Source organism: Mucilaginibacter sp. UYNi724 (genome assembly GCF_054057495.1).
Genome location: NZ_JBSRZI010000002.1, coordinates 23,827 through 50,254, shown reverse-complemented (window position 1 = coordinate 50,254; position 26,428 = coordinate 23,827). Strand labels below are relative to the sequence as shown.

The 26,428-nt window shown below is 43.6% G+C and carries 26 protein-coding genes; 10 read left to right on the top strand and 16 right to left on the bottom strand.

Annotated elements, in window-relative coordinates; all coding sequences use genetic code 11:
* Positions 1–10 precede the first annotated feature (10 nt).
* Entirely contained in the window at positions 11–1,342 is a 1,332-nt protein-coding gene (gene rseP / locus ACVW0P_RS03005) for an RIP metalloprotease RseP (protein WP_457130765.1), read from the top strand.
* Between the two features lie 219 nt (positions 1,343–1,561).
* On the opposite strand, the gene ACVW0P_RS03000 is transcribed toward rseP, so the two are convergent.
* The 4 genes from ACVW0P_RS03000 to ACVW0P_RS02985 are packed head-to-tail and all read right to left on the bottom strand — an operon-like array spanning position 1,562 to position 6,202.
* A complete protein-coding gene (locus ACVW0P_RS03000) occupies positions 1,562–2,164 on the bottom strand; it encodes a DUF4199 domain-containing protein (protein ID WP_457130764.1) in 603 nt (200 codons plus the stop codon).
* A 26-nt stretch (positions 2,165–2,190) separates the two neighbouring features.
* Positions 2,191–2,859: a hypothetical protein gene (locus ACVW0P_RS02995; RefSeq protein ID WP_457130763.1), complete on the bottom strand. Its 669-nt coding sequence runs from the start codon at positions 2,857–2,859 to the stop codon at positions 2,191–2,193.
* A gap of 11 nt (positions 2,860–2,870) precedes the next feature.
* Positions 2,871–4,124, bottom strand: a complete 1,254-nt coding sequence (locus tag ACVW0P_RS02990; protein ID WP_457130762.1) for a dihydroorotase — start codon at positions 4,122–4,124, stop codon at positions 2,871–2,873.
* A gap of 20 nt (positions 4,125–4,144) precedes the next feature.
* Positions 4,145–6,202 carry a BatA domain-containing protein gene (locus ACVW0P_RS02985; protein ID WP_457130761.1) on the bottom strand — a complete coding sequence of 686 codons (2,058 nt, stop codon included), beginning with the start codon at positions 6,200–6,202 and terminating at the stop codon, positions 4,145–4,147.
* A 241-nt stretch (positions 6,203–6,443) separates the two neighbouring features.
* Between ACVW0P_RS02985 and ACVW0P_RS02980 the strand changes: the two genes are divergently transcribed.
* Together ACVW0P_RS02980 and ACVW0P_RS02975 are read left to right on the top strand one after the other, a co-directional pair.
* Positions 6,444–8,000 carry a M28 family peptidase gene (locus ACVW0P_RS02980; protein WP_457130760.1) on the top strand — a complete coding sequence of 519 codons (1,557 nt, stop codon included), beginning with the start codon at positions 6,444–6,446 and terminating at the stop codon, positions 7,998–8,000.
* Between the two features lie 91 nt (positions 8,001–8,091).
* Complete coding sequence (locus ACVW0P_RS02975) at positions 8,092–8,856, top strand: DUF72 domain-containing protein (protein WP_457130759.1); 765 nt, start codon at positions 8,092–8,094, stop codon at positions 8,854–8,856.
* On the opposite strand, the gene ACVW0P_RS02970 is transcribed toward ACVW0P_RS02975, so the two are convergent.
* From ACVW0P_RS02970 to ACVW0P_RS02950, 5 genes are all read right to left on the bottom strand, one after another.
* Positions 8,813–9,100: a hypothetical protein gene (locus ACVW0P_RS02970; RefSeq protein ID WP_457130758.1), complete on the bottom strand. Its 288-nt coding sequence runs from the start codon at positions 9,098–9,100 to the stop codon at positions 8,813–8,815. The two genes, ACVW0P_RS02975 and ACVW0P_RS02970, sit on opposite strands and share 44 nt — an antisense overlap.
* 59 nt (positions 9,101–9,159) lie before the next feature.
* On the bottom strand, positions 9,160–9,888 hold the full coding sequence (locus ACVW0P_RS02965; RefSeq protein ID WP_457130757.1) for a hypothetical protein: 729 nt from the start codon (positions 9,886–9,888) through the stop codon (positions 9,160–9,162).
* A gap of 15 nt (positions 9,889–9,903) precedes the next feature.
* Positions 9,904–12,219, bottom strand: coding sequence for a family 20 glycosylhydrolase (locus ACVW0P_RS02960; RefSeq protein ID WP_457130756.1), 2,316 nt, complete (start codon positions 12,217–12,219; stop codon positions 9,904–9,906).
* A gap of 181 nt (positions 12,220–12,400) precedes the next feature.
* A complete protein-coding gene (trxB, locus tag ACVW0P_RS02955) occupies positions 12,401–13,357 on the bottom strand; it encodes a thioredoxin-disulfide reductase (RefSeq protein WP_457130755.1) in 957 nt (318 codons plus the stop codon).
* Between the two features lie 150 nt (positions 13,358–13,507).
* The gene (locus tag ACVW0P_RS02950) at positions 13,508–14,683 is read right to left on the bottom strand and encodes a dipeptidase (RefSeq protein WP_457130754.1); all 1,176 of its coding nucleotides are present in this window, start codon (positions 14,681–14,683) and stop codon (positions 13,508–13,510) included.
* A gap of 215 nt (positions 14,684–14,898) precedes the next feature.
* Between ACVW0P_RS02950 and ACVW0P_RS02945 the strand changes: the two genes are divergently transcribed.
* The 3 genes from ACVW0P_RS02945 to ACVW0P_RS02935 all read left to right on the top strand — a co-directional run bounded on the left by ACVW0P_RS02945 (position 14,899) and on the right by ACVW0P_RS02935 (position 16,226).
* Complete coding sequence (locus ACVW0P_RS02945) at positions 14,899–15,216, top strand: ArsR/SmtB family transcription factor (protein ID WP_457130753.1); 318 nt, start codon at positions 14,899–14,901, stop codon at positions 15,214–15,216.
* Positions 15,216–15,719 (top strand): SRPBCC family protein, encoded by a 504-nt coding sequence (locus ACVW0P_RS02940; protein WP_457130752.1) that lies wholly within the window; start codon positions 15,216–15,218, stop codon positions 15,717–15,719. Before ACVW0P_RS02945 ends, ACVW0P_RS02940 begins: the two co-directional genes overlap by 1 nt.
* Positions 15,720–15,797: 78 nt before the next feature.
* Positions 15,798–16,226, top strand: coding sequence for a VOC family protein (locus ACVW0P_RS02935; protein WP_457130751.1), 429 nt, complete (start codon positions 15,798–15,800; stop codon positions 16,224–16,226).
* 253 nt (positions 16,227–16,479) lie between these two features.
* Here the strand turns inward: ACVW0P_RS02935 and ACVW0P_RS02930 are convergent, their stop codons facing one another.
* On the bottom strand, positions 16,480–18,108 hold the full coding sequence (locus ACVW0P_RS02930) for an acyl-CoA carboxylase subunit beta (protein ID WP_457130750.1): 1,629 nt from the start codon (positions 18,106–18,108) through the stop codon (positions 16,480–16,482).
* A 145-nt stretch (positions 18,109–18,253) separates the two neighbouring features.
* Between ACVW0P_RS02930 and ACVW0P_RS02925 the strand changes: the two genes are divergently transcribed.
* The 3 genes from ACVW0P_RS02925 to ACVW0P_RS02915 all read left to right on the top strand — a co-directional run bounded on the left by ACVW0P_RS02925 (position 18,254) and on the right by ACVW0P_RS02915 (position 19,673).
* Positions 18,254–18,715: a hypothetical protein gene (locus ACVW0P_RS02925; protein ID WP_457130749.1), complete on the top strand. Its 462-nt coding sequence runs from the start codon at positions 18,254–18,256 to the stop codon at positions 18,713–18,715.
* Positions 18,715–19,209, top strand: coding sequence for a T6SS effector amidase Tae4 family protein (locus tag ACVW0P_RS02920; protein WP_457130748.1), 495 nt, complete (start codon positions 18,715–18,717; stop codon positions 19,207–19,209). The genes ACVW0P_RS02925 and ACVW0P_RS02920 overlap by 1 nt, the downstream gene beginning before the upstream one ends.
* Positions 19,210–19,271: 62 nt before the next feature.
* A complete protein-coding gene (locus ACVW0P_RS02915; protein WP_457130747.1) occupies positions 19,272–19,673 on the top strand; it encodes a hypothetical protein in 402 nt (133 codons plus the stop codon).
* Between the two features lie 7 nt (positions 19,674–19,680).
* Here ACVW0P_RS02915 and ACVW0P_RS02910 read toward each other — a convergent pair whose 3' ends face one another.
* From ACVW0P_RS02910 to ACVW0P_RS02890, 5 genes are all read right to left on the bottom strand, one after another.
* The gene (locus tag ACVW0P_RS02910; RefSeq protein WP_457130746.1) at positions 19,681–20,265 is read right to left on the bottom strand and encodes an LOG family protein; all 585 of its coding nucleotides are present in this window, start codon (positions 20,263–20,265) and stop codon (positions 19,681–19,683) included.
* The gene (locus tag ACVW0P_RS02905) at positions 20,262–20,882 is read right to left on the bottom strand and encodes a hypothetical protein (protein ID WP_457130745.1); all 621 of its coding nucleotides are present in this window, start codon (positions 20,880–20,882) and stop codon (positions 20,262–20,264) included. The genes ACVW0P_RS02910 and ACVW0P_RS02905 overlap by 4 nt, the downstream gene beginning before the upstream one ends.
* A gap of 22 nt (positions 20,883–20,904) precedes the next feature.
* On the bottom strand, positions 20,905–22,374 hold the full coding sequence (guaB, locus tag ACVW0P_RS02900) for an IMP dehydrogenase (protein WP_457130744.1): 1,470 nt from the start codon (positions 22,372–22,374) through the stop codon (positions 20,905–20,907).
* A gap of 189 nt (positions 22,375–22,563) precedes the next feature.
* Positions 22,564–23,847 carry a M16 family metallopeptidase gene (locus ACVW0P_RS02895; protein WP_457130743.1) on the bottom strand — a complete coding sequence of 428 codons (1,284 nt, stop codon included), beginning with the start codon at positions 23,845–23,847 and terminating at the stop codon, positions 22,564–22,566.
* Positions 23,848–23,917: 70 nt separating this feature from the next.
* Positions 23,918–25,186 carry a M16 family metallopeptidase gene (locus ACVW0P_RS02890; protein WP_457130742.1) on the bottom strand — a complete coding sequence of 423 codons (1,269 nt, stop codon included), beginning with the start codon at positions 25,184–25,186 and terminating at the stop codon, positions 23,918–23,920.
* Positions 25,187–25,436: 250 nt separating this feature from the next.
* Here ACVW0P_RS02890 and ACVW0P_RS02885 point away from each other — a divergent pair, with 250 nt between their 5' ends.
* The gene (locus tag ACVW0P_RS02885; protein ID WP_457130741.1) at positions 25,437–26,009 is read left to right on the top strand and encodes a hypothetical protein; all 573 of its coding nucleotides are present in this window, start codon (positions 25,437–25,439) and stop codon (positions 26,007–26,009) included.
* Between the two features lie 70 nt (positions 26,010–26,079).
* Here ACVW0P_RS02885 and ACVW0P_RS02880 read toward each other — a convergent pair whose 3' ends face one another.
* Positions 26,080–26,424 carry a phosphoribosylpyrophosphate synthetase gene (locus ACVW0P_RS02880; RefSeq protein WP_457130740.1) on the bottom strand — a complete coding sequence of 115 codons (345 nt, stop codon included), beginning with the start codon at positions 26,422–26,424 and terminating at the stop codon, positions 26,080–26,082.
* Positions 26,425–26,428 lie beyond the last annotated feature (4 nt).

Genomic DNA, 26,428 nt, shown 5'->3' with positions numbered 1-26,428 from the left:
AATATAACGGATGAGCGTTTTGATAATGGCCGGCCAATTAATACTTGGTCTTTCAATTTTAGTGATACTACACGAGTTTGGGCACTTTTTAGCAGCCCGCGCGTTTGGGATAAAGGTTGAGAAATTTTACTTGTTTTTTGATGCCTGGGGAGTAAGTCTTTTTAAATTTAATTATAAAGGTGTTGAGTACGGCATTGGCTGGTTACCATTAGGTGGCTATGTAAAAATTGCCGGTATGATAGATGAATCTATGGATACCGACCAACTAGCAGGCCCGCCGCAACCATGGGAGTTCCGTTCTAAACCGGCCTGGCAGCGCTTAATTGTAATGCTTGGCGGTATCATCGTTAATATTATAGTGGGCATTTTCATTTTTTGGGTGTTAACCATCCGTTATGGCGAAACCTACACGCCAAATGCTAATATCAAATACGGTATTGTACCGGGTAAAATAGGTACCAAAATGGGCCTAAAGGCAGGTGATAAGATCAACGCGGTAAATGGCAAGCCTATTGTTCGGTTCGAGGACCTGATAAGCAGTAAAGTACTGCTTGATAAAACCGTATTAAACGTTCAGCGAGGTAATGAGACTCTTGACATACAGGTACCTCCTACCATCTTGAATGATCTTTCTGATTTTGGTATCGAAGAATTTATAAACCGTGCCCCTCGTATTAAATTTACCATTGGTACGATAGCACCTAACGGCGGAGCACAAAAGGCCGGTTTAAAAGTTGGCGACAGTATAGTTGCCGTTAATGGTACACGGGTAGACTATTTTGACCAGATGCAGGATCGGTTGCATGAAAATAAAAACAAACAGGTAGATCTTTCTATAATCCGTAACAATACGCCCTTACAGGTTAAGGCCCAGTTAGATACAGCAGGTGTTTTAGGTTTTAAACCAAAGCCCGATCTGCCTAAAGAGATAACCGTTAAATACGGTTTTTTTGCATCACTACCTATTGGAGCTACCAAGGCATGGGGTATGTTTACCGACAACGCTAAGGGAATAGGTAAAATATTTACTGGTCAGGTTAAAGCTCGAAAGGCCATATCAAGTCCTATAGGCATAGCGGTAATGTTCGGCAGCCATGTAGACTGGATCCGTTTTTGGAGCCTTGTGGGCTTTCTTTCAATGGTATTAGCGCTAACAAACCTATTGCCTATCCCGGGATTAGATGGCGGGCACACCGTTTTCCTTTTAGTTGAGATGATAAAGGGAAAACCACTTAGCGATAAGTTCCTGGAACGCGCGCAAATTGTAGGTTTTGTATTACTGATATCCCTAATGGTATTTGCCTTTGGTAACGATATTGTTAAACAGGTAATGAAGAAATAGTAATCTGAATGAAGATATCAACAAGAAAGCAGCTTCAGTTTGAAGCGGCTTTTTCGTTGATATGATACAATACAGCAAGCGTTTTAATTTGGTATTGCAATGCATATAAAAATACCTGAGCGGCGGCTCTGTAAACTTGGGGTACTTTTTATAGGTAACTATACAACAAAAAAGCCCGCCTGAATAACAGACGGGCTTGTGATATTTTAAAGGAATCAATTATACTGTTGGGTCACTTTCTAATTCGGCATCAGTGCTAAACGTATGGCCTTCCTTTTTAAGGAATGCTGCAAGTATTAAAGAAAGCATAAACAAAAAAATAATTGTGATAAAAACTGCTTGTACTTGCTTGCCAATTGTTGGGGCCTTTTGCTCATCAAATTTCTTCTGAATGTCGTCTACCTGTTTATCAATAGCTTCTTGGCTGGCATTGCTTTTTTCGAGCATCTGGGTGACCGCGGTGGTCATCGACGCTTCCATTTTCGGAACCATGTCTGGCTCTATAACTTTAGCAAAAAGCATATCCCTAACCAAAAATTGTACAGCAAACGATATAAGCAACATGATAAAGATGCCCGATGTTGCCTGCCTGAAATTCCAAAAACCACCAATTTTTGTTCTTAGTTGTTTACTGTATATAACAGCCAGTGCTATCGGAATTATAACCGATAGTAAAACCGGGGCGGCAGAGATAAGTATGATAGACGTTGTAGAGGTCATCACGTAAAATGAAAGGATACTTACCACTGTAACTATTACACCAAGTACCAACCCCAGCGGAATAGCATTCTTTTTAATTGATTTGTTTAGATCTTCACTCATGATAATGAACAGGTTTTATAGTAGGTTTATTTAAAGCTATACAAAATTTCTACAACAGCCATATCAAACGGCTTATTTAGGGCATTTTCTGCAATAGCTTTTTTATCCGCATCACCAGCTTCCGGGTTTTGAAAGAAACAGATCATTGGGTAAAACAACTCTTTTACTTCAGAATCCTCCGGGATGGTTTTGGCTACTTTGGCTACTTCAGCAACGGGGCTTTCTATCAATATCTGGTGGGCTATAACGGGCTCGTAAATGCGGTATTCGTCTTGAAACTCGTCCTCATCTACTAATAAAAATTCTTTCAAATAATCTTCCAGTTCCGGGTCGATATCTTCATCTTCGCACTCGTTTAGATATAAAAGCAGGTTTAAAAGCTCGGTGCCACGGTCAAGGGTTTGCTCCTCAATAGCTTCCCACTCCGGGGTTTCCAGGTAATCGTCGTCCAGTTTCTTAACGTCTTCGCTAAAAAAGTTGATCATCAGCAGATCGAAGAAAACTTCACGAAGTTCCTCCAGCTTTGGTTCATCGTCAAATACGGCGTCAAGCGATTCAACTTTACTCATAAAGTCGTCGTCTGACGAAAAAACCGCTTCGAATTTAGCGGAAAGGGCTGCGGCATCAAAGCCACCATATTGCGTAAAAGCCTGTAGAGCGCCGTTAACGGCTGAGCTTACTTTCGGGTCGGTCATGATTTGTATATTTAGTTTTTTAAAACTTTGTTGTTATTACAGGTTAACAATACTTTTCCTTTTAAGTTCTGCCCCATAAATGGCGAATTGTAACTTTTTGAACGGTTGCTTTCGCGGCTGTACCACCACTCGCCATCGGTGCTGAATACCACCAGGTTTGCGGTTGCACCTTCTACTATGGATGCGGGATCAATATTTAAAATCTTACGCGGGTTGATAGCTAATTTCTCTACGATCTGCCCGGCATTTAACCCCGACTGCAAAGCCAGCGAAAAGGCAGTTTGCAAGCCGATGATGCCATACTCGGCAACTTCAAACTCAACATCTTTAAACTCAATTTCGTGCGGGGTATGCTGTGATACAATGGCGTCTATAGTACCATCCTGCAAACCTGCTCTCAAAGCATCAACATCCTTTTGGGTACGCAGGGGTGGTTTAACTTTATATAGGCTGTCGAAACCCATTAAAGCCTCATCGGTGAGTATTAGGTTATGCGCGGCAACATCGCAGGTAACTTTTACCCCTTTGCGTTTCGCTTCGCGGATAAGCTCTACTGCGTGTACGGTAGATATGGTAGTAAAATGGATCTCGGAGTTGGTGTCCTGGGCCAGGTATAGGTCGCGGGCTATCATAAGTTCTTCCGCAAGCGCGGGGATACCCTTCATGCCCAGCATGGTGCTTACCACGCCCTCGTTCACCTTTGCTTTACCGGCAATAGAGGTATCTTCGGGATAAGAGATCACCTTTGCGCCAAAGTTTTGTACATAAAGCAGGGCGCGCTCCATCAGGCCGGCATCCTGCACGGGGTGGTTGCCATCTGTAAAAGCTTTTGCGCCGCTCTTGAACATGTCAAACATTTCGGCCATGTCTTTCCCCTCACGTTTGGTAGAGATGGCACCCAGCGGATATATATCTACCAAATTGCCTTTGGCGCGGTTAAGCAGGTATTCTACCTCGGCCTTTGAATGTACCGGGGGTTGGGTATTTGGCATCAGCGCTATCCCCGTGAAACCACCTGCGGCTGCTGCTGCCGTACCTGTTTGCAAATCTTCTTTTACTTCTAAACCAAGTTCGCCAACGTTACAGTTAAGGTCGAAGAAGCCCGGTGAAACATAATAACCTTTGGCATCAACGGATTTCACATCAGCATCTATCGATTTAGCTATTTTAGTGATGATGCCTTTCTCTATCAGGATATCGGCAACCTTGTTATTAAACGGAGAAGCGGGGTCTACAACAGTGGCGGATTTGATTAGCAAATTCATTTGCGCTGTTTTATGATGGGTTAGTTGATATCTGCGGGTTGCGTTATGTTTGCTTTACCAGTTTTATAGTACCGTATCAGCAAAGTTTCGGCAGCCAGAAATATCAACGCCAAAATTATACAAAGTTTCCATAATTGAAGCCCCGATTTTGCGGCACCTGCAATACTATCTGCATTTAGTTTATTCCCGTTAAGCACCGCGGCATTTTTAGGGAATATTTTCTCCAGATCTGCAGGGGTTAAATAACTCAAGTCGCTTTCGTTGCGGTTATCATTAAAAGCCAGAACAGCAGCAGTGCTATCCTGTTTTTTAAGGTCGTAGATGCCGGTTTCGGTCAGCTGTTCGGGCAGGTAAAGCATGGTGCTCCCCTCCTGTTGTCTTACATCGGGGATAATGGTTTGATCACCCTTAACCAACTTTACCAATTGCTTTTCTGTCGATTGCATCGGCACCGTTTCAATCGGTTCGTTATTGCCTGTGGTGTAGAATAAAGGCTGGTCGTGCCCGCTTAATAATGCTATCCTGAACATTACCGGCACAAACAGCGCGTGCACCGGCAGGCTGCTGTAAGTTTCATCTAACGCTACGGCAGCTACGTAAACCCTGCCCCGGCCCGAAGTTGAGCCTTGCCACATGGTAGCGCCGTCTTTTAACTTCATCAGGTATTCGCCCGGGTGGGTGCCGCTCTTTAAAGAGTAATATTTATACACCAGCGGCAGATCGGGGTTTTGTGGTAATGTTTCAAAAATGCTTTTAAAGATCTGGCTTTGCAGGTTAATGGCAGATACCTTGGTTGGTATCTCTACCAGGTCTGTTGGATATGCTGCCCCAATGGGTTGCAGAAAAGCTTTATAACTATTAAGATCTGCATGTATCGACGGGAACACCATAAGTGTACCGCCTTTGCTTACGTATGTTTTTAATTGCTGCGCCAAACCTGCCGATACGGTTTTGATATCGCTTAACACGATAATGGGATAAGCATTTAACCCTGCATAATCTACATTACCATCGGACACCTGTTTGGGTGCGAAGAAAGCATCCGTTGAAAAAACGGCACTTAAATATTTATTGGGTGTGCCCCCGTTTATCAGCAATACGGGCAGCTGCTTGGTAACGTTAAACGTAAAGTAGAATTTATTATCGAACGTAATAGGATTATCCTGTAACTGGATCTCGGCACGCTGCCACCCTCCCTCCAAACCAGAGAAAGACAAAGTATCTGTTTGTGGCGACCGCGCTTTCACCGTAAAGCTGGCGATGGCTTTTTGTACACCGTTTACTATCAGCTTTAGTGGGATCTTTTCTGCCACTTTATCGGCATAATTACGCAGCCTTACCACCATCTTTTCGCTTTCGCCTGGGCGATGCGTGGCATTGAGCATCCACACAGAATCTACAGCCACGTTTGGTAACGAGTTAGCTTTTAATTGTGACAGGTTAACCGGGAAACCGGCATCTGCAATGGCGGACTTACTTTCTATATTCCTTTGAAAATCTGACAGTATGAAAACGTTTTTTGACGCACCGGCCTGCATATCCAGCAAGCTTTTTTGCCTTGCCAATATTTGGCTTAGCTGCCTGCTTTGCGGGCTTATCTTTACGGCATCTACCGCGTCATTAAACTCGGTACCGGTAAGCAGGCGCTGGTGTTTACCCTCAAAATCTTGCGTAAGCAGTTGGAAACGGTCGTTAATATTATATGCCGCGGCTATTTGTTTGGCCATTTGTTTGGCTTCATCAAGCAGGCTTCCCTCAGGGTTGAGGGTTTGCATGGAGTAGGAGTTATCTACAAAAACGCTAACTACCTGCTGCTTGCCTGCCGTAGCTTCATCTTTACCGGGGATGTACGGACGGGCAAAGGCAAGAATCAAAAAAAACAGGGCTAATAATCGAGAAGCCAAAATCAACCGCTCTTTTAAATTACGGCGACTGGCCTGCTGATCCTGCACTTCTTTTAAAAACTGCACATTGCTGAACAATACCTTTTTATAGTGCCTAAAATTGAACAGGTGAATGATGACCGGGATGGCCAGCGTTAACAATGCAAATAAAAAAGCGGGATATAAAAAATGCATTACGCAAATGTGCAAATTATTGAGCAGATGCAGAGAGGTTATAATGTTAAATTGGTTTAAGGGCGCTATGCATAGCTGGAGACGTGAAGCATCGCGCCTCTACATAATTTTACCGTAGAGACGCGATACTTCGCAGCTCAATTCTCATCTATCGTCCGCATCCCCACAATTGCAGCAAGAAAACTTGCGCTTATAATAACATTGCAGTAGCTTTAACAAAACTTAACTTTAACCACTAACAATGAAACACTTAACCTTAAAACTGTTATTAGCCGCGGGATTGCTTGGTGGCGTTTCGGCATTTGCACAATCGCCGGATACCGCTGTTTTTAACCGCATCCGCCGTGCCGAAATGAGCAGTTCGCAGATCCCTAAAATTGCACATTACCTAACCGACGTGGCCGGCCCGAGGCTTACAGCTTCGCCGGGTTATAAACGTGCCGCCACCTGGGCGGTAGAAACCATGACCAAATGGGGACTTACCAACGCCAAAATGGAACCGTGGGGCGACTTTGGTAAACAGTGGGATCTGCAGGATTTCAGTATTATCATGAAAGCGCCTTATGTACAACCCGTTATGGCCTACCCAAACCCATGGAGCGCAGCCACAAACGGCATACAGCAAGGTCAGGTTACCATCATAACCCCTGCGCAGGCGATGGATACCATTTACATCGCGCAACATGCAAACGATTTAAAAGGCAAATTCATCCTGATCGCCGGCGGTGGTGGCCAAAAAAAAGACGTAAGTTTCAAACCCCTGGCCCAACGCTTAACAGACGAAGAACTGGCAAACATGAAGGATACCTATATGGTTACCCGTGAGCAAATGGCGATGTACGCGGGATACTCTAAAATAATTACCCGGGTTGATGTATTGATGAAAAACTCCGGTGCTTTAGGCCTTATCAGCGCATCGGCAAATAACAACAACGGTACTGTATTTGTACAGGGCTTTGCCGAGCATAAGCTAAACGCGCCTGCCGCTATTGCCCAACTAAGCATGGCTTATGAGGATGGACAAAAAATTAAACGCCTGATCCAAAGCGGCCACCCGGTAGAACTTGCGGTAAATATCCAATCAAAAACATACACCGATGACATTAAAGGTTATAACGTAGTTGGAGAAATTCCGGGTAGCGACCCTAAATTAAAATCGCAGTTGGTGATGCTCGGCGGCCACCTCGATTCGTGGCAGTCTGCTACCGGCGCTACGGATAACGCGGCGGGTTGTATTGTAATGATGGAAGTGGTTAGGTTGATAGATTCGCTTGGCCTTAAACCAAAACGCACTATTCGCATTGCTTTGTGGGATGGCGAAGAGCAGGGCGTTTACGGCTCATTCAATTACGCTAAAAATCACTTTATGGGTACGGATTACAAGTTAAAGCCTGAGCAGTCGAAAGTATCGGCTTACTATAACCTTGATAACGGCACCGGTAAGATCCGCGGGATCTATACCCAGGGAAACACTGCCATTCATCCCATATTTGAAAAATGGTTTGTACCATTTGCAGACCTTGGCGCCAAAACCGTTACCGATAAAAACACAGGTTCTACAGATCACCTATCATTCAATTGGGCAGGCATCCCCGGCTTCCAGTTCATCCAGGACCCGATAGATTACGAAACCAAAACCCACCATAGTAACCAGGATAATTACGACCACCTGCAAATTGAAGACCTAAAGCAAGCAGCTATTATTGTGGCATCGTTTGTTTACCAAACCAGCATCGAAAAAGATATGATGCCACGCAAGCCGCTGGTAAAAGAACCTTATGTTTTTGACGGGTTGTAGGAATACTCTTTTCATAAAACTACCTTAGCAAATTGCTAAGGTAGTTTTTATATTAGCTCAAACAAAAGCACCCCCCAATTTTTATATTGATATGGATTGGCATATCGGTTGCTCTGGATTTCATTATAAACATTGGCGCGGTACCTTCTACCCCGAAAAACTCGCCATGACTAAATGGTTTGATCATTATTGCAAGCATTTTAGCACACTGGAGCTGAATGTTACCTTTTACCGCTTTCCGCAACTGTCATTTTTACAAACTTGGCATGATAAGAGCCCCGCTAATTTTAGGTTTGCCGTAAAAGCACCAAGGGCAATTACCCATTTTAAAAAGTTTAACGATACAACACAAATGCTCACCAGCTTTTACGACACTATAAATGATGGTTTGCGGGATAAACTTGGCCCGGTACTGTTCCAAATGCCGCCTAATTATAATTATACTGATGAAAAAATGGGCAAGATACTTAAGGCCCTTAACCCTGCTTTTAATAACGTACTGGAGCCAAGGCATGCCAGTTGGTGGCGCGAGGATATTTACAAAAAACTGGCCGACCACAATATAACTTTTTGCGGCATGAGCCATCCCCTGCTGCCGGATGATGTTATACAAAATACACCTGTTGTATATTACCGTTTTCATGGCATGGAGCAATTATATCACTCTCTGTATTCAAAAAAATATTTGCAGCGCGTTATTGACGTGGTAAAAGCAAACGATAGTATTAAAGAAAGTTGGTTTTATTTTAATAACGATATAGAGACCCACGCCATTTACAATTCTAAGGATATGATGGAAATGGTTGGCTTAGCTATTCCTCAATCTGAGTTATCAGGAGCGATAGACCTGTCTTAATCTTTTTGATCAAGCCTGCCAAGTCTTCTTGCGACATATTTTGTTGCAGGTCTTCTTCGTTGATATCGTTCATCTTATCCAGTATCGCTTCAAGACCCAAGTCGTGTTCCTGATTCAGGTTGTCGCCGTCCAGCTCCAGCACTACAAACAGGCTGGAGATGCGCTGGTAATAGTTTTCCTTATCAACCTTATCCAGCGTGTGGTATTCCAGTTTTAGTCGGTATAAAAATTCCTCTAATATCATGTGGGTTAAAATAAAAAAGGTGGTTTAGTAATTAGCTAAACCACCTTCTAACGTTTATATTATCTGCGCCTGCGGCGTTTCTTTTTTGTTTCGGTTTGCCTGCGCTTTTTAGTTTTACTTACAGTTTGCTTCTTTTCTGGCTCCGCTTGTTTTACATCTGCTTTTGTATCGGTCGAATCTTTACTTAGTTGTGTAACGGTAAAGTTGTTGCTGCGAAGGCCGTATTCTAACTGGCGTTTTGCTCCGGTTGGTTTAGCGGTAGAATCGTTGCTGTCATAAATAGGAAACTCGCGGATCAACTTGCCATCTTTGATATAAAAGTTATCGTTACCCCGGTAACCCTTCCGTTGAGACCTGGTGAGCTTCGGGAAATCGAGACTATTGGCATTGTTGTTATTAAACTCAAAAGCGTAAACCTTGGCATAGTTAACCGTATCCTTTCCTTTCGATTGAATTAGTATCTCGGGGTTACCGTCAACATCCATATCAGCATTAAACACATCGCTTATGGTGCCGTCAAGATCGCCGGTGGTGGTGGTGTACTTCATCCTGGCAGAATCTGAATGCAATATGGCATACGAGCCTACCTGCGTCGAACCCCTGCCCCAGCTAACCACATCGTAGGTTTGGCCGGGCGATACTTCTACCGCCTTATGGAAACGAAACGGTGCCATAACAGTAGGTTTAGCAACCACATTGTTATTTACCGCAGGTTTTTTATCCCCGCTACCGCAGCCTGCTATAGCTAGACAGGTTGCTGAAATGAATAAATAGTTTCTAAAATTCATTCGTGAATATAGCGATTAATTAAACATCATATCTGGCGACACCTCTCCTTTTGGCTTACCCGGTATAGTCATGTAAACCCGCAGGCCGCTTGCCGATGAGTTTGCATCAACATATTTGATGGTAATCTTGTGGTAACCTTGCTTTAACGGAATAACGCCCTGCTGCTCAACAAGGCCGGTACGGCCGTCGTTATCTACAATTGGCACATCATCTATCAGCAACACCGAACCGTTTGATGATGCTGTTGAGAAACCATAGTTACCATCAACATCGGCCTTTAAATAGCCGTTAAAAACCACTCCATATTTATTGAACGCTTTCTTAAACGCGCTTAGTGCGGTGCTAAAGCTTTTTGCCACACCGGTATCAATCACTGCCGCGGAATTTATTTGCGTAGTATTTACATAAGTACCTGCCGATGCCTCGTATTTTAAGCCCGGTGTGTTCCCGGTATATGCTACTGCCGCCAAAGGTGCTTTGTTAAACACTTTCGCCGCTGTAATATTACTGCGTTTGCCGGATGGGGTTATCACAATGGTTTTAAGGTCGCGGTATTCGTCAAGGGGCACGGGATAGGTCATTGGGCCGGTGTATAATAATTCTGTTTCACGCGGGGTGTAGCCGTCAATGGTGTAATAAACCTTAGCCCCCTTTACCGGCGATTTTAAGTTAACCGTCATGGTAGATCCTATCATCACCGTATCGGCACCCCCAATTGCTGGCGGCACGCGATAGTTGAAACCGTTTTTATCTAACCGGGCTAAATGACTTGGCATGCGGGTTTCTGAAAAATCCTTGTAGTTTTTATTTGCGGTTGGTGTCCACGCCACTTCAGACAGGGCCAGCATTCGCGGCAATATCATGTACTCTACCTTTGTTTCGGTTGTGATATATTCTGTCCAGAGGTTGGCTTGTACGCCTTTAATGTATTTCTGCTCATCAGGCGTTAAAGCTGCCGGGGTTGGGTTGTATGCATACGTTTTTTGGATAGGCGCACTGCCGCCAATGCCAACAGGTTCCTGGTTTATTTTACCCTGCGCGTGGTCAAAGTAGAGCGCCTGGCTGCTTGGCGTCATTATAACATCGTGGTGTTGTTTGGCTGCTTCTATGCCGCCTTCTTCGCCCCTCCAGCTCATTACGGTTGCGTTTGGTGCAAGTCCACCTTCTAAAATTTCGTCCCACCCAATAATACTGCGGCCTTTGCTGTTCACAAATTTCTCCATCCGTTGTATGAAGTAGCTTTGCAAGCCATGCTCGTCCTTCAATTTCAGGCGTTTAATAAGATCCTGGCAAAATTTATTTTTCTTCCATATATCTTTTGGTGCTTCGTCGCCGCCAATGTGGACGTATTTACTTGGGAAAAGGTCTATTACCTCGGTCAAAACATCCTGCAAAAAGCCGAATGTTTTTTCTGTAGGGCAAAAGATATTGTTGAATACCCCCCATTTTTCGGCCAGGGCGTAGGATTGACTTGGGTCGCAGCTTAGTTCCGGGTATGCGGTTAAGGCAGCCAAAGCGTGGCCAGGCATTTCAATTTCGGGGACTATAGTAATGTACCTCTCCGATGCATACTTGATCACGTCGCGGATCTGGTCTTGCGTGTAGAAACCGCTAACGGGCACGCCATCGTATTGCAGCGGGGTGCGATCTTTAAAGTTACCGATAACGCTTTGCGCACGGCGACTGCCCACAGTGGTTAATTTAGGATATTTTTTTATCTCGATGCGCCATCCCTGGTCATCAGTTAAATGCCAGTGGAAGGTATTCAGCTTGTAAGCAGCCATCAGGTCGATATACCTTTTCACAAACTCTACCGAAAAAAAGTGACGGCAAACATCCAGCATCATACCGCGGTAACCAAACCTTGGATAATCCTCGATAGTTACGGCAGGCAATTTCGCGGTGGCAGCCCGTTCAAGCGGCATTAACTGAATCAGGGTTTGGATGCCGTAAAATAAGCCCGCGCCTTTACCCGCAACGGTAATTTGCTGTGGGGTAATGGTTAACCGGTAACCTTCGACAGGCAAGCCTTCGGTATTGGTTGATGTTAAATATATGGATGTAGTGCTAACGCGTGCATTGCGTAAACCAACCTGCTTGTTGTAAGCCATGCTGTTGGCCAAAAACGATGAAAAGAATTGCACCGCTTTATTACTCGGGCTATCGGCTTGTATAACGGTTTCCTGACTTAAGATAAACTCGCCCGGTGTCTTCTTAACGGATACCGGGGCGGGGATTATACCGGCGTATGGGTCGGTGTCCTGGGCTTTAACAATAACCGATGCGGCCATCAAAAGAGTAAGCAGCGTTACAGAGATCTTTTTATTCATAGTAAAACAAATACAGGTAAATAATGAGCCCGTAATTTAGCATTATTTAAAAAAAATGCACTATAATCACTCAAATATTACACTAACAGAAACAAAGAAGCCGTATTCTTATTAGGAATACGGCTTCTTAAAATATTTTAATTTGTACAATATCGGAAACGAATTATCGCGTCTCTACGCGTTAAGCTGTTACAACGTGCTCTTTTGCAGCAAGGTAACGCTCAGCATCAATGGCGGCCATACAACCTGTACCTGCCGCGGTAACGGCCTGGCGATAAATATGATCTTGCGCATCGCCACAGCAAAATACACCTTCTACATTGGTTTCGGTTGAACCCGGGTGGGTTAAGATATAGCCAGTTTGATCCATATGGATAGTGCCGCGGAATATATCGGTATTTGGTTTGTGGCCAATGGCTACGAAGAAACCGGTAACGTCCAATATTCTGTCTTCATTAGTAACGTTATTGCAAACCTTAACCGCGTTTACGCTTTGTCCGTCGCCTAAAATTTCAATGGTGTCGGTGTTGTATAAGATCTCGATATTGGGGGTGTTCAGCACACGGTGAACCATTGCTTTTGAAGCACGGAACTCGTCGCGGCGAACTATCATGTAAACTTTACGGGCCAGTTTAGCCAGGTAGGTTGCTTCTTCAGCAGCAGTATCACCGGCACCTACAATGGCAACATCCTGCCCTTTAAAGAAGAAACCATCGCAAACGGCACAGGCAGAAACGCCAAAACCGCTGTATTTTTGCTCCGAATCCAAGCCCAACCATTTTGCAGATGCACCTGTAGAAATAATAACAGTATCGGCCAGGATGGTTTTGCTTTCGTCGACCGTAACCTTGTGCGGTAACGAGCTAAAATCAACTGAACTTACGTAACCGAAACGGATATCGGTACCCAGGCGTTCGGCCTGTTTACGGAAATCTTCCATCATTTCGGGACCCATGATGCCATCCGGGTAACCCGGAAAATTCTCAACATCGGTAGTTTGGGTAAGCTGCCCGCCGGCAAGCATGCCTGTGTACATTACAGGATGAAGATCGGCACGCGAAGCATAAATCGCTGCGGTATATCCCGCCGGGCCCGAACCTATAATAAGGCATTTTACGTGTTCAATATCTTGTGACATTTGTATCTTTAATGAGATGCGAATTTAATATTTATACCTGAATGTGCCAATAGGTAATAGTCAACATACTGCCATACGTTAATGACTATTTACCAACATTACGCGCGTTAACCCCATTGTCACAAACGAAATATTACCGTATAAAATTTGTCATTTCCCAGCATTGGCTTTTAGCACCCTTATAAAATTAGCGCCCAGGATCTTGTCGATATCTTTTTCGCTATAGTGTAGCTTCAATAACTCCGCAGTTATTTTCGGATAATCTAAAACGCTGTCTAAGCCTAATGGGTATGATTCCGCGCCGTCAAAGTCAGATCCTATCCCCACATGGTCGGCACCTATCAGCTTCACCATATAATCGATATGTTTGACAAGCATACTTAGCGGCGGGCGCAATTGGTCGGCTTCTGCTTTATTGATTACGTTAAGGCGGATACTGGCTAAATCGTAATCATTATAGACCTTTATCAACGAATCCATTTCTGTTTTATGCCTGATGAGGTAGGCATCGTGCGGGGTATTATAAGCGCTATCTACAAAGCCGCTATAAAAGTTAAGGAAAACCACACCGCCATTTTTGGCTATGGCTTTCAATTGATAATCTTTAAGGTTGCGGCGGTGCGGGTCTAAAGCGTAAGCGCAGCTATGCGACGCGATGACCGGCTTTGTGGTCAGGGCCATTACATCGGTAAAAGTTTGCTCGCCGGGGTGCGACAGGTCTATCATCACCCCTAATTTATTAAGGCGCTGTACTACCTGTTTGCCAAGATCAGTTAGGCCTTTATGTTTTAAACTATCCGCATGCAGGGTTTCATCCCGGGCGGATGTTGCCCAACTGGTGCTGTTGTTCCAGGTAAGTGTTAAGTAAACCATGCCTCGTTTATGCAGGCTGTCTATATAATCCAGCCTGTCCTCTATCATGTGGCCGCCCTCTACCCCTATCATGGCTGCAAGCTTTTTTTGTGCTACGGTTTTTTTCAAGTCGGCAGCGGTGCGCACCAATTTCATTTTAGCGGGATAACGTTTGATAAGCGCGTATAACGAATCTATCTCGCGGTTAGCGAAAGCATAGGCCGTGCCGTTTCCATATTGGTCGCCACACCAAACGGAGAACACCTGCACATCCAACCCACCTTGTTTAGCGCGTGGGATATCAAAATTGCCTGTGGTTTGCAACTTGCCCAGATCAACCCGGGTAATAAGTTGATTAGAAAGCGCGTCGTTATGCGTATCTATCAGTATCGCGCGCTGATGAATCTGTTTAACATTTTGTGCCGATGCAGATAAGGTAGATATCAGCAGAAATGGCAGGAGCAGCTTTTTCATTGTAATGAAGGTAGGTAATTTCCCTTAAATGTTTTCACATTGTTGCGCATCTTGGATGGATTGTACACTACATTGATTTTTTCCTTCGGTAGGACACCCGCCCTTTAAGATTCCGATCCTTCCCTCCCCAAAAAATATTTTAAAATAAATTTGCGCAACCCGAAAGTTGCACATATATTTGCAACCTACAGGTTGCTTATTTGAACATTTGTAAAATGAAACAAGACATATTTCAGGCAATAGCCGACCCAACTCGCAGAGCTATTTTAGCTTTAATTGCTATGCAAGCGTTAACACCAAATGCTATGGCAGAAAAATTTGACATGAGCCGGCAAGCAGTATCGAAACATATTAAAGTATTACACGAATGCCAATTGATTAAACCTGAGCAGGCTGGGAGGGAAATTTATTATCACTTCAACGCAAAAAAAATGCAGGAGTTTGACAATTGGTTAGCCCAATTCAGGCAAAACCTGGAAGTTCAATTTAGCCAACTCGATGAAGTATTATCAACACTTAAAGAACAGAAATAATGAACAACGACCTACTATTTGATTTCACTGTTGACAAAGCAGCGAAAACGGCATTTATAACCAGGGAATTTAACGCCGGACTATCTTTGGTATGGGATGCTTTTACTAAGCCGGAACTACTGGACCAATGGGCAGCGCCTGCACCAATGCGTGCCAAAACTAAGTATATGGATTTTAAAGTTGGAGGGCAAAGGTTTTATGCGATGATAAGCCCCGACGGACAAGAGCGGTGGGCAATTCAGAAATATACATCAATTACTCCTAAAACAAATTTTAAAATGTATAATTATTTTGCAGACAAAGACGAAAACCCGGAACTGCCGGGTTCTGAATGGAATTACAAATTCAGCGAAGAAAATTGCAAAACAAAAGTAAGTATCACCATTTTTAATGAATCCCTTGCCCGCATGGAGAAGATGATTGAAATGGGCTTCACAAAAGGATTTGAGATGACAATGAACAATTTGGATAATCTGTTGGCCACTTTATCGCCGAAATTGTAACAAGAAAATTGTCAATCACATTAACAACGGGAATGCTGATTGGCTTGAGCAGAAAAAATTAAACTTAAAAATAAAATTATGAGAACAATTAATCCATGGATCAACTTCAATGGCAACGCCGAAGAAGCATTCAATTTTTACAAATCAGTTTTTGGCGGCGAGTTCAAAAAAATCATTCGCTTCAAGGATCTGTCTGGTCCTGAATTTCAGGTTGCAGAAAACGAAGCAAATAAAATAATGCACATTAGCTTACCTATCGGCACGCACAATTTATTAATAGCCAATGACGTTCCGGAAGTTATGGGGCGGGTAAACGAAAATGAAAACAGGTCTAAAATATTTGTAAGCACCGAAAGCCGTGAAGAAACCGACAAAGTATTTAACGGATTATCGGCGGGCGGCGAGGTTGAAGGGGAAATTGGGGATACGCCATGGGGCACCTATGCCGGAATGTTTAGAGACAAATATGGTATTGAATGGATCATTGAGTTTGACTCGAGCTTATAACGGATAAGTTAAAATAATAAACCGACCCCGCCCGGCTAAGCGTTTAATAAAAAGGTACATCTCTCAACGCCATTGCTGTGAGCGAAGCATTTCTCTACTTTGAGGCCAAAGCAAATAGTCACTCTGCAAGTTGGGGATTGCTTCGTACCCGCAATGACGTTTTTTTATTTTAAACAGCTTCTAATAAACACGCGTGAATTGACATTCCCTACCATTTTAAAAGAGACACGAAGTATCGCTTCCCTGTCTTCTTCTACGTTTGTATTATCCCTACATTAAAAGCTTTTTCTATCGGCGCGTGGTTGGCTGCTTCTATCCCCATGGATATCACCTTACGGGTTTCAAGCGGGTCGATAATACCATCTACCCAAAGCCTTGCGGCAGCATAGTATGGCGTGGTTTGGGTATTGTATCTGTCGGTGGTTTGTTTAAGCAGTTCGGCTTCTTTCGCCTCGTCCACTTCTTCGCCTTTGGCTTTTAGGCCTGCCGCCTGCATTTGTACCAACACCTTAGCTGCCTGCGCGCCGCCCATTACGGCTATTTTGGCCGATGGCCAGGCATAGATCAGCCTTGGATCATAAGCCTTGCCGCACATGGCGTAATTGCCTGCGCCGTAAGAGTTTCCTATCACGATAGTAAACTTTGGCACCACAGAGTTTGCTACAGCATTCACCATTTTGGCACCATCTTTTATAATGCCGCCATGTTCGCTGCGGCTGCCTACCATAAAGCCGGTAACATCCTGTAAGAAAACCAAGGGGATCTTTTTTTGGTTGCAGTTCATGATAAAGCGGGTTGCCTTATCTGCCGAATCGGAATAAATAACGCCCCCAAACTGCATCTCGCCTTTTTTAGATTTGATAACCTTGCGCTGGTTAGCCACAATGCCAACCGCCCAGCCATCAATACGGGCAAGGCCGCAAATAATGGATTGGCCATACCCTGCTTTATACTCCTCAAATTCCGAATCATCTATTAAACGTTTGATGATCTCGTTCATATCATAGGCTTTATCGCGGGTTTCGGGCAGGATACCGTAAATATCTTTCTCGTTTAATTTTGGTGCCGATGATTTGATGCGGTCAAAACCGGCCTTGTTATAATCGCCCACCTTATTCATAATGTTGCGGATAGAATCCAGGCAAGCTTTATCGTTAGGGTGCTTATAGTCTGTAACGCCCGAGATCTCACATTGCGTGGTTGCTCCCCCAAGTGTTTCGTTATCTACGTCTTCGCCTATGGCGGATTTAACCAGGTATGATCCCGCAAGGAAAACTGAGCCTGTACCTTCCACGATCATGGCTTCATCGCTCATGATAGGCAAATACGCACCACCCGCCACACACGACCCCATGATGGCCGCTATCTGGATGATACCCATGCTGCTCATCTGCGCGTTATTGCGAAAGATGCGCCCAAAGTGCTCTTTATCCGGGAAGATCTCGTCTTGCAAGGGCAAATACACCCCTGCCGAATCTACCAGGTAAATAATAGGCAACCGGTTTTCCATGGCTATCTCTTGCGCGCGCAGGTTCTTCTTGGCGGTTATCGGGAACCAGGCGCCGGCTTTAACAGTTGCATCATTAGCTACAATAACACATTGCCTGCCGCTAACATAGCCTATGCCGCAAACCACACCGCCACTTGGGCAGCCGCCATGCTCGGCGTACATGCCATCGGCTGTAAAAGCGCCTACTTCCAGCCAGGGCTTATCATCGTCTATGAGATATGCAACACGCTCTCGGGCAAGCATTTTGCCTTTTTCTTTTTGTTTAGAAGCGGCTTTTTCGCCGCCGCCCATGAATATTTTTTTGAGCTTTGTATTAAATTCGTAAACGAGTTGTTTGTTAACATCCTCATTTTTATTGAATTCCAGATCCATACGTGTCTATTATAGGTTATGTAATTTTAGGAAAATAAATTAGAAATACCCTACACCTGTTGTAATTATTATGCAAGCATAGCAATAACCTATAGTTAATTTAAAACATTTTATTAACTATAGCGTTAATTAACAAATCTTAGCCATGCGGATACAATCAATACTTATCGCTTTAATATTATTTGCAGCTGCCTGCAAAAGCCCCGAAAAAAAGGCGATCGTAGTGAGCCATGACACCGTAGCCACAGTTAAAGACACCACAAAATTCTCTGCACCGTTGGTAAAAAGCCTTTACAGCAATTCGGATCTTGTTGCCAAAATAAAGGTAATCAGTACTGTTAAAAAACAGGAAATTTACATCATAACCGCTCAAATGCTCGAGGCATATAAAGGGCAAGCTGCTAAATTATCCGAAATAAAATACGAAGCTTTTTTAGAAGAAGGCGACTACAAAGAATTTGTTGATAAGACCCTAATCATTTTCCTGAAAACAAATACACAGGATAAACAGCTTTATAGCCAGGGTGTACATTGGGGGCGAACAGAACCGAACGTAGAATTCGCCTATAGTGATTCCCTTAAAAACCACATTTTAAATATCAAATAATGCTATTACCTACTTTTCAAAGTTTAAACTCTAACTACCCGGGGAGTAACTACTCGTCTGCACAAGTTAGGGACCTGATCAAAGGCGAAATATCATCTCATTCTCCGTCGTTTAGCAATACCTGCGTTATTAGAATGAGCAGGGCTTTTAATTATGCAAATACCGGTAAGCTGTTCGATATCCCGGAAAACCCATCAGGCATGCTTACGTTTAAGGGTGAAGACAAATTAAACTATGCTATCCGTGTTGCGGAGTTCAATACCTTCCTTCGACATAAGTATAGCAAACCGTCTGTCGTACTAACCAAAAAAAATGGTGAATATGATTTAAGCATAATTAAGAATGTATCGGGCATTATAAAATTTGATGTAACAGGTTGGAACGACGCTACCGGGCATTTTACCTTATGGGATGGATCATCATGCGTTTACTGCGGCGACCATAATTATTTTGAAATGAAACAAACGGTTTCAATTTCGTTATGGAAGTGTTAACTAAATTATAATATATAAAACAAGGTTATTGGGGATAAAGTAATGTTATTCGACGTTTCTTTATGAAAACAAAACATCTCATCATTACTCTTTTTTTGCTTACTTCTGTAGCTTGCAAGGCGCAGAAATCACAACCCGCCATCAAAATAGTAACCACTCCAAACAACGAGCTGGTTAGATACAGCTTATACAGTTCTGAAAAAGTTTATTACTATTTGGGATTGGAAAAATTGATTGATAAAAGATGGCAGGAAATAATGATTGATATTTCGAACAAAGCTCCTGATATGAGCGCGCTCGTAAATAATTTACAGTCAGGGAAGAAAATTGATGGTTTGTTTTTATCCAAACAAATTCCATCTATTTATAAAAAGGCGGGGGCGTACCGGTTTAAATTAAATTATGGGGGAAGTAGTGCGGCGATTGAAAAAAGTATTTTTTCTGATGAGTTTCATTTAAAATAAGATCTAACTACATCAAATTCCTATCCCTAAACCAAACCTCATCGGGTTTTATGTCGATCTTTTCCATCAGGTCAACCAGTTCTATAGGGTCGGCACAGGTTAATACCAGTTCACGATTAGCAGGTTTTAGGTAGCGTTGTTGTACCATTACATCCATTTGCGTTAACAGGGCATCGTAAAAGCCACCTGTATTTAAGATCCCCACCGGGTGATTATGCAAGCCTAATTGCAACCAGGTAAGCACTTCAAAAAACTCCTCAAGCGTACCAAAACCGCCGGGCAGCATGATGATACCGTCGCAAAGGTCGTTCATCATTTGCTTGCGTTGGTGCATGTTATCAACAATGTGCAGTTTGGTGATTCCCGTGTGGCCAACTTCTTTATCCATCAAAAACCGGGGGATAACGCCTATAACCTCTCCGCCCCTGCCTAATACGGCATCGGCCAATAAACCCATTACGCCAACATTACCGCCACCGTATACCAGCTGGATATTTTTATTTACCATAACATCGGCCAGTAGTTCAACCGCTTGTTTAAGTTGAGGGTCTCCGTTAAAATTGGCACCACAGAATACGCAGATAGCTTTCATTTTTTTCGATTGTGGATCATTTCTCTAAATTTCTCTACATCTTCCGGGCGGTAAAGTATTTCCATAATGGTGGGATACCGGGGAGAGTATATTATCGAAACTTTTTGCCCTTGATAAAACCGGTCAAAATTTTCATGTGAAATGCCTTCATAAACAGTATATTCTTCCCCATTTGCCATGGTGAATACAAGTTTTATTTTAGTTAGATCAATTTTACGCGTGGAGAACGAACTACCGCCTTCCACGGTTGCATCAGTCATTACACCGTATTTAAAGATCTCCTGTTTTTCAAGGTGAATTTCTTGAGTGATCATTAACACTGCCGAGCCGAAAAGTATCAATAAGATAAAACCGAAAATAATGTACCCTTCGTAGGAATTGTTTTTTTTGCTCGGAACCAAGAGAAATCTAATCGCAAAATAAGTCATGAAAAAACATACTGTGATAGAAATACCTGCAAGAATAGCCAATAAAGTAAGCATCGACTTCATGTAATCGATTGGTATGCCCCAAAAGAAGAAAAGAACAACCGCAACCAAAGCAGTACTCCAAATTACTGCCTTACGTTTGAGCATTGCTATTTGCTGTTCGTCAAATACTTCAACATTATTTTCCATAATTTTAACATTTCCCTAATGATTACCTTGTATAATTTGGAGCTTCTTTAGTAATGGTAATATCATGCGGGTGGCTTTCGCGCATACCGGCAGCGGTGATACGTACAAACTTGGCTTTTTGCAGGTCTTCGATATTGGCAGCACCGCAGTAATGCATACCTGCACGTAAACCACCGATATATTGGTAGATCACCTCTGCCATGTTGCCTTTAAATGGTACGCGGCCAACAATACCTTCGGGAACGAGTTTAGTTACTACGTCGGTCTCGTCCTGGAAGTAGCGGTCTTTTGAACCCTTAGCCATAGCCTCTATAGAACCCATACCACGGTATGATTTAAACTTACGGCCTTCGTATATAATGGTTTCACCCGGTGATTCTTCTACACCTGCAAACAACGAACCTGCCATAATTGAGCTTGCACCCGCGGCTATAGCTTTCACCATATCGCCGGTTTGTTTGATACCGCCATCGGCAATAACCGGGATGCCGGTACCTTCAAGCGCCTTGGCACATTCGTAAACGGCATACAGTTGAGGAACGCCCACACCTGCAATGATACGGGTGGTGCAGATAGAACCAGGGCCTATACCAACCTTAACCGCATCGGCACCTGCTTCGGCGAGGGCTTTAGCTGCATCGCCGGTGGCGATATTACCTGCAATAACCTGCAAGTCCGGGTAGAGCTGTTTAACGGCCTTTACCATATCTATAACACCTTTTGAGTGACCGTGTGCGGTATCAACTGTAATAACATCCACACCGGCCTTAACAAGGGCGGTAACGCGGTCAATATTATCTGCAGCTACACCAACGGCTGCACCCACTCGCAGGCGGCCAAACTCGTCTTTACAAGCGTTAGGGAAGTTTTTAACTTTCTGGATGTCTTTATAAGTAATCAATCCTACCAATTTACCATCCTTATTTACAACGGGTAGTTTTTCGATCTTATTATCCTGCAGTATCGCGGCTGCGTCCTGTAGAGTTGTACCTTCAGGAGCTACTATAAGGTTTGTTTTGGTCATAACCTCGCTAACCGGTACGGTTAGGTCTTTCTGAAAACGCAGGTCGCGGTTGGTGATGATGCCCGTAAGTTTGCCGTCAGCATCAATTACCGGGATGCCACCTATGCTGAATTCGCGCATGATGTTTACCGCATCAGATAGCAAGGCATCTTGCAATAAAGTAATAGGCTCCTGGATCATGCCACTTTCAGATCGTTTTACTTTACGTACTTCGTCGGCCTGTTGTTGGATGGTCATGTTTTTGTGCAGCATACCAATACCACCTGCCTGGGCTATGGCAATAGCCAAACCAGATTCGGTTACGGTATCCATGGCGGCCGAAATGATCGGGACGTTCAACCGGATCTTTTTTGTTAAAAAGGTGCTCGTGTTGACTTCGCGCGGTAATACTTCTGAATATGCGGGGAGTAATAGTACGTCGTCATAGGTTAATCCTTCGGCGACAAATTTGGATGGGTCTAACTGCATAGCAAATAATTATTTGGAGGTATTATTTGCCGGGCAAAGCTATGAAAAATTATGGGATTTGGAAAGGAATTGATGTGCAAATATGCATATGTGCGGATATGCATATCATTTTACATTACATTGATGAATTCAAATATCGAAATCTTTTCTCATCTGCACATATGCATATCCGCACATCTCCACATCTTCCTAATATTTCCCTACTATCACTTTATAAAAATTCTCAAAATCAAAGTATTTATTGGCAAGGGCCTTCAGGTCTTCGGCGGTGATGTTTTTTACTGTCTGGGTGTAGCGTTCGTAATAATCGTAGTCCAGGCCGGCAAAATATAAGTTCTTAAATTTATCGGCATGCGACAGCACATTTTCCAGGCTTCCTAATAGTGAACCAAGCATAAAGTTGCGCACAAGCGATAACTCTTCTTCGGGGATAAGTTCTGTTTTTAACAGGTTTACCTCCTTTTCTATCTCAGCTACGGCAGCTTTACAAACATCGGCACCAACCTCTGACGCGATGTATAACGAGCCGGTTTGTTTAAATGACGACATTCCCGACCCGATACCGTAGGTATAACCCTTATCCTCGCGGATGTTAGCCATTAGCCTTGAGCCAAAGTACCCCCCAAGCACAGTATTAAGCACCAGCAACCCCGGAAAATCCGGGTGGGTACGGTTCACAAAAGGTGTACCTATGCGGATGGCGGATTGCAAAGCATCCGCTTTCTCCTTATAAATAAATCGCTCGGCAGATGGTTCCAACTCAGGCTGGGTAATATCGGCAGGTTTTGAGGTTGCGCCCCAAGGGCCTTCAAAAGTTTCGGTAACGGCTTGTAAGATGTTAGGATCGGCTTTCCCGGCTATTACGATATTACAGTTGCCCGGTTGGTACATTTCCCTGAAAGCTTCCACCAGGTCCTCCCTTTTCAGGGATTGAAAATCTTCGGGCTGGGCGGCAAGGCCGTAGATGGTTTCGCCGTAAAGCGCTTTATTAAATTCGCGGCGGGCTACAACATCATTTTTTTGCAGGCTTACCTGTAGCTTTTGCTGCTGGTTACGGATAAATGTACTCAATTCCTTCTCCGGGAAGATAGAATCTGTTAACACATCTTTAATGACAGGCAGGGTTGTGTTTAAATGCTTGGTAAGTGTGTATAACGTTACCTGCGAATGGTCGTAACTAAAATCTACCTGCAAAAAAGCGCCGTAAAAATCTATCTTATCAGCAATTTGTGCCGATGTCAGTTTAGTTGTCCCTTCGGTTAGCATGGTGTTTACCGCCACGTTAAGTAAAGGCTTGGCAGGGTTAAAACGGATGTTATGGAAGATCCATTCTATCCGCACCAGGTCAAGATCGCCCGAGTTAAAGGTGAAAATATTGGCACCATTGTTAAGTTTGGTAGCTTCGGGGCGGATCAGGTTTATATTTTCAACCCCGTTAAATTGCGGTGGTGTTTGTCTGTCGAGTATAGTCATTGATTGTCGGGTCGTTAAGTCATCGCCTTGCAGGAATTTCCCACCTGGGTCAAACAATTCAATTGATCTTTTATTCGTTAATCAGTTGTACAGGCTCATTCACGGCCTGCGCCAGGTACACCAGCGTAGATGAATTTTCTTTTCGGAAGATCTGGTTGGCGTTCGCCTTTATCTCCCCGGCCGTCACCGCCAAAAACTTAGCCGACTCGTGGTTAAAGCCGTCTGCATCGCCCATCAATTCGTACATGGCAAGGTTCATGGCCTTGTCTAAAAGCGACATTTCCGAGAACACCATTGTGCTTTCTGTTTTGTTCTTCACTTTGGTCAGTTCATCAGCGGGCACCTCATCATTCTTCAGGCGTTCAACCTCGGCCCAAAGCGCAGCCTCGGCTTGCTCAATAGTTACGTGTTCCAACGGTTTACCTTCCAACACAAACATGCCTTTGTCAAGGCTGCCTGTTATGTAGGCATGCACCTCACTAAAGAGCTGTTTATCTTTTATCAAACTGCGGTGCAGGCGCGATGAATTACCCCTCGAAAGGATATCAGACATCAGTTCGACCGCATAATAACTCTCATCTAAACGCCCCGCCATCTGGAAGGCGATGTACACATCGTTAAGCGGCACTTTCGCGGTGTGCGTATCGCGGCGCTCTTCATGCTGCGGCTGTTCTTGAGGCAGGTCGCGTACGTATCTTTCGCCGGCAGGGATCGGGCCAAACCATTTCTCGGCCATTGCTTTTATCTCTTCGGTCTTAACATCGCCACCAACTACCATAATGGCGTTCTGCGGGTTATAATGCTTTTTAAAAAAGGCTTTTACGTCTTCTATCCGTGCGTCCTCTATATGCTTGATGGTTTTACCTATAGTTGCCCATTGGTACGGGTGGGTTTTATAAACCATTGGCCTAAGCTTTAACCATACATCACCGTAAGGCTGATTGAGGTAGCGCTGTTTAAACTCCTCTATTACCACATTACGCTGCACCTCGAGGCTCTTCTCGCTAAAGGCAAGGCTCAGCATTCGGTCACTCTCCAGCCAAAAGGCGGTCTCTAAATTGGCCGATGGCAGGGTGATGTAATAGTTAGTAATGTCGTTGCTGGTGAAGGCGTTATTTTCGCCGCCAACACGCTGTAACGGGCCATCATAATTGGGGATGTTTACCGATCCGCCGAACATCAAATGTTCAAACAAATGCGCGAAGCCGGTTTGTTCGGGGTTTTCATCCCGTGCACCAACATCGTAAAGAATATTGAGTACGGCCATAGGGGTAGTACTATCTTCATGAACAATAACGCGAAGGCCATTATCCAGTGTAAATCTATTGAATTTAACCATGTAATAACGATTAATTAACGGTAGGCAAATTTATAGTTTTTTGCTGCCGCAGGGTTTATATGATGTACGGAGAGTGTCAAAAAATTACCCACCAACCGTACTTATCAAACATAAAAAACAATATTATAATTACACTATGTTAAACAAATAAACACTAAATGGTTGTAGCGTTTTACAATAATTAAGTATGAATTATATAAAATAGGTTATATAATACTATTAAACAGGTTTTTATAAATTTACATCATTGATGAATATCAAGCTCAACACTGACCAATTTATAAAAGAACTAACAGTAGACCCAACAAAGGGCTTTATTGAGCGGCTTGCAATGACCTTGCGCGCACAGGGCTTTGATTTAAATGAACTTGTAGACCTTACTTTTCACCCCAATATCCGGGTTGGTTTCCGCGCAGCGTGGTTATTGGATACCATAATGCTTACCCAACCTGAGATTTATATAGATAACCTGGAATATTTTGTAAAACGCATGGCTGATGTTACCAACCAAAGTTGCAAAAGGCATTACGCCCGTATTATGATGCATTTAACCCTGGCGAATGCGCCAATAATAATTCAACAAAAATTAGCGGCAATAGACCTGGAAGACGTGGTTGAGAAATGCTTCGATTGGCTGATAGACCCAAAAGTAAAAGTAGCAGTAAAAGTTTTCGCGGCAGAAACCCTTTTTAACCTGCACAACCGGTACGATTGGATAAAAGAGGAACTTACGAACCAGGTAGCCTTTATGATGCGCAATGGCGGCCCGGCAATACAATCAAGAGGAAAGAAATTGCTTGCTGCAATTGGAAGTAAAAATTAAAAAGTCAAAATTCAAAAAACAGGATCTGTCGCCGATCATATCTTTTGAATTTTGACTTTAAACTTTTGAATTACTCTGTAGGCCTATCTGCGCCGTGCAGATTATCGCTAACCTGGTGGTGATGTAATTTAGCAGCAATGGCAGACGAACTATCATCGGCGTACGTGCCGTAGGCATTTATTACAATACCCTTCAAATTATATTTTGCCGAACTTATGCCGTAAACTATTGACATATCCGACGGGTTACTTTGGCCCTCGAAACGGTAAAACTCATCTATCTCAAAATCATCGGCAGTCATATGTATATCCTGTGATTTATCGTCTATGGTATCGCCTTCAAGGCTTAAGTTTGCTGTATATCCTCTTTTGGTAAGGTCGTTAGTGGCATCCACTAAGGTTTCGAAATTTTTCATGGTA

What these genes read in the sequence shown, in the direction of transcription:
- rseP (WP_457130765.1), top strand. Translation starts at nt 11, where the DNA reads ATGAGCGTTTTGATAATGGCCGGCCAATTAATACTTGGTCTTTCAATT.
- ACVW0P_RS03000 (WP_457130764.1), bottom strand. Translation starts at nt 2,164, where the DNA reads ATGAGTGAAGATCTAAACAAATCAATTAAAAAGAATGCTATTCCGCTG.
- ACVW0P_RS02995 (WP_457130763.1), bottom strand. Translation starts at nt 2,859, where the DNA reads ATGACCGACCCGAAAGTAAGCTCAGCCGTTAACGGCGCTCTACAGGCT.
- ACVW0P_RS02990 (WP_457130762.1), bottom strand. Translation starts at nt 4,124, where the DNA reads ATGAATTTGCTAATCAAATCCGCCACTGTTGTAGACCCCGCTTCTCCG.
- ACVW0P_RS02985 (WP_457130761.1), bottom strand. Translation starts at nt 6,202, where the DNA reads ATGCATTTTTTATATCCCGCTTTTTTATTTGCATTGTTAACGCTGGCC.
- ACVW0P_RS02980 (WP_457130760.1), top strand. Translation starts at nt 6,444, where the DNA reads ATGAAACACTTAACCTTAAAACTGTTATTAGCCGCGGGATTGCTTGGT.
- ACVW0P_RS02975 (WP_457130759.1), top strand. Translation starts at nt 8,092, where the DNA reads ATGGATTGGCATATCGGTTGCTCTGGATTTCATTATAAACATTGGCGC.
- ACVW0P_RS02970 (WP_457130758.1), bottom strand. Translation starts at nt 9,100, where the DNA reads ATGATATTAGAGGAATTTTTATACCGACTAAAACTGGAATACCACACG.
- ACVW0P_RS02965 (WP_457130757.1), bottom strand. Translation starts at nt 9,888, where the DNA reads ATGAATTTTAGAAACTATTTATTCATTTCAGCAACCTGTCTAGCTATA.
- ACVW0P_RS02960 (WP_457130756.1), bottom strand. Translation starts at nt 12,219, where the DNA reads ATGAATAAAAAGATCTCTGTAACGCTGCTTACTCTTTTGATGGCCGCA.
- trxB (WP_457130755.1), bottom strand. Translation starts at nt 13,357, where the DNA reads ATGTCACAAGATATTGAACACGTAAAATGCCTTATTATAGGTTCGGGC.
- ACVW0P_RS02950 (WP_457130754.1), bottom strand. Translation starts at nt 14,683, where the DNA reads ATGAAAAAGCTGCTCCTGCCATTTCTGCTGATATCTACCTTATCTGCA.
- ACVW0P_RS02945 (WP_457130753.1), top strand. Translation starts at nt 14,899, where the DNA reads ATGAAACAAGACATATTTCAGGCAATAGCCGACCCAACTCGCAGAGCT.
- ACVW0P_RS02940 (WP_457130752.1), top strand. Translation starts at nt 15,216, where the DNA reads ATGAACAACGACCTACTATTTGATTTCACTGTTGACAAAGCAGCGAAA.
- ACVW0P_RS02935 (WP_457130751.1), top strand. Translation starts at nt 15,798, where the DNA reads ATGAGAACAATTAATCCATGGATCAACTTCAATGGCAACGCCGAAGAA.
- ACVW0P_RS02930 (WP_457130750.1), bottom strand. Translation starts at nt 18,108, where the DNA reads ATGGATCTGGAATTCAATAAAAATGAGGATGTTAACAAACAACTCGTT.
- ACVW0P_RS02925 (WP_457130749.1), top strand. Translation starts at nt 18,254, where the DNA reads ATGCGGATACAATCAATACTTATCGCTTTAATATTATTTGCAGCTGCC.
- ACVW0P_RS02920 (WP_457130748.1), top strand. Translation starts at nt 18,715, where the DNA reads ATGCTATTACCTACTTTTCAAAGTTTAAACTCTAACTACCCGGGGAGT.
- ACVW0P_RS02915 (WP_457130747.1), top strand. Translation starts at nt 19,272, where the DNA reads ATGAAAACAAAACATCTCATCATTACTCTTTTTTTGCTTACTTCTGTA.
- ACVW0P_RS02910 (WP_457130746.1), bottom strand. Translation starts at nt 20,265, where the DNA reads ATGAAAGCTATCTGCGTATTCTGTGGTGCCAATTTTAACGGAGACCCT.
- ACVW0P_RS02905 (WP_457130745.1), bottom strand. Translation starts at nt 20,882, where the DNA reads ATGGAAAATAATGTTGAAGTATTTGACGAACAGCAAATAGCAATGCTC.
- guaB (WP_457130744.1), bottom strand. Translation starts at nt 22,374, where the DNA reads ATGCAGTTAGACCCATCCAAATTTGTCGCCGAAGGATTAACCTATGAC.
- ACVW0P_RS02895 (WP_457130743.1), bottom strand. Translation starts at nt 23,847, where the DNA reads ATGACTATACTCGACAGACAAACACCACCGCAATTTAACGGGGTTGAA.
- ACVW0P_RS02890 (WP_457130742.1), bottom strand. Translation starts at nt 25,186, where the DNA reads ATGGTTAAATTCAATAGATTTACACTGGATAATGGCCTTCGCGTTATT.
- ACVW0P_RS02885 (WP_457130741.1), top strand. Translation starts at nt 25,437, where the DNA reads ATGAATATCAAGCTCAACACTGACCAATTTATAAAAGAACTAACAGTA.
- ACVW0P_RS02880 (WP_457130740.1), bottom strand. Translation starts at nt 26,424, where the DNA reads ATGAAAAATTTCGAAACCTTAGTGGATGCCACTAACGACCTTACCAAA.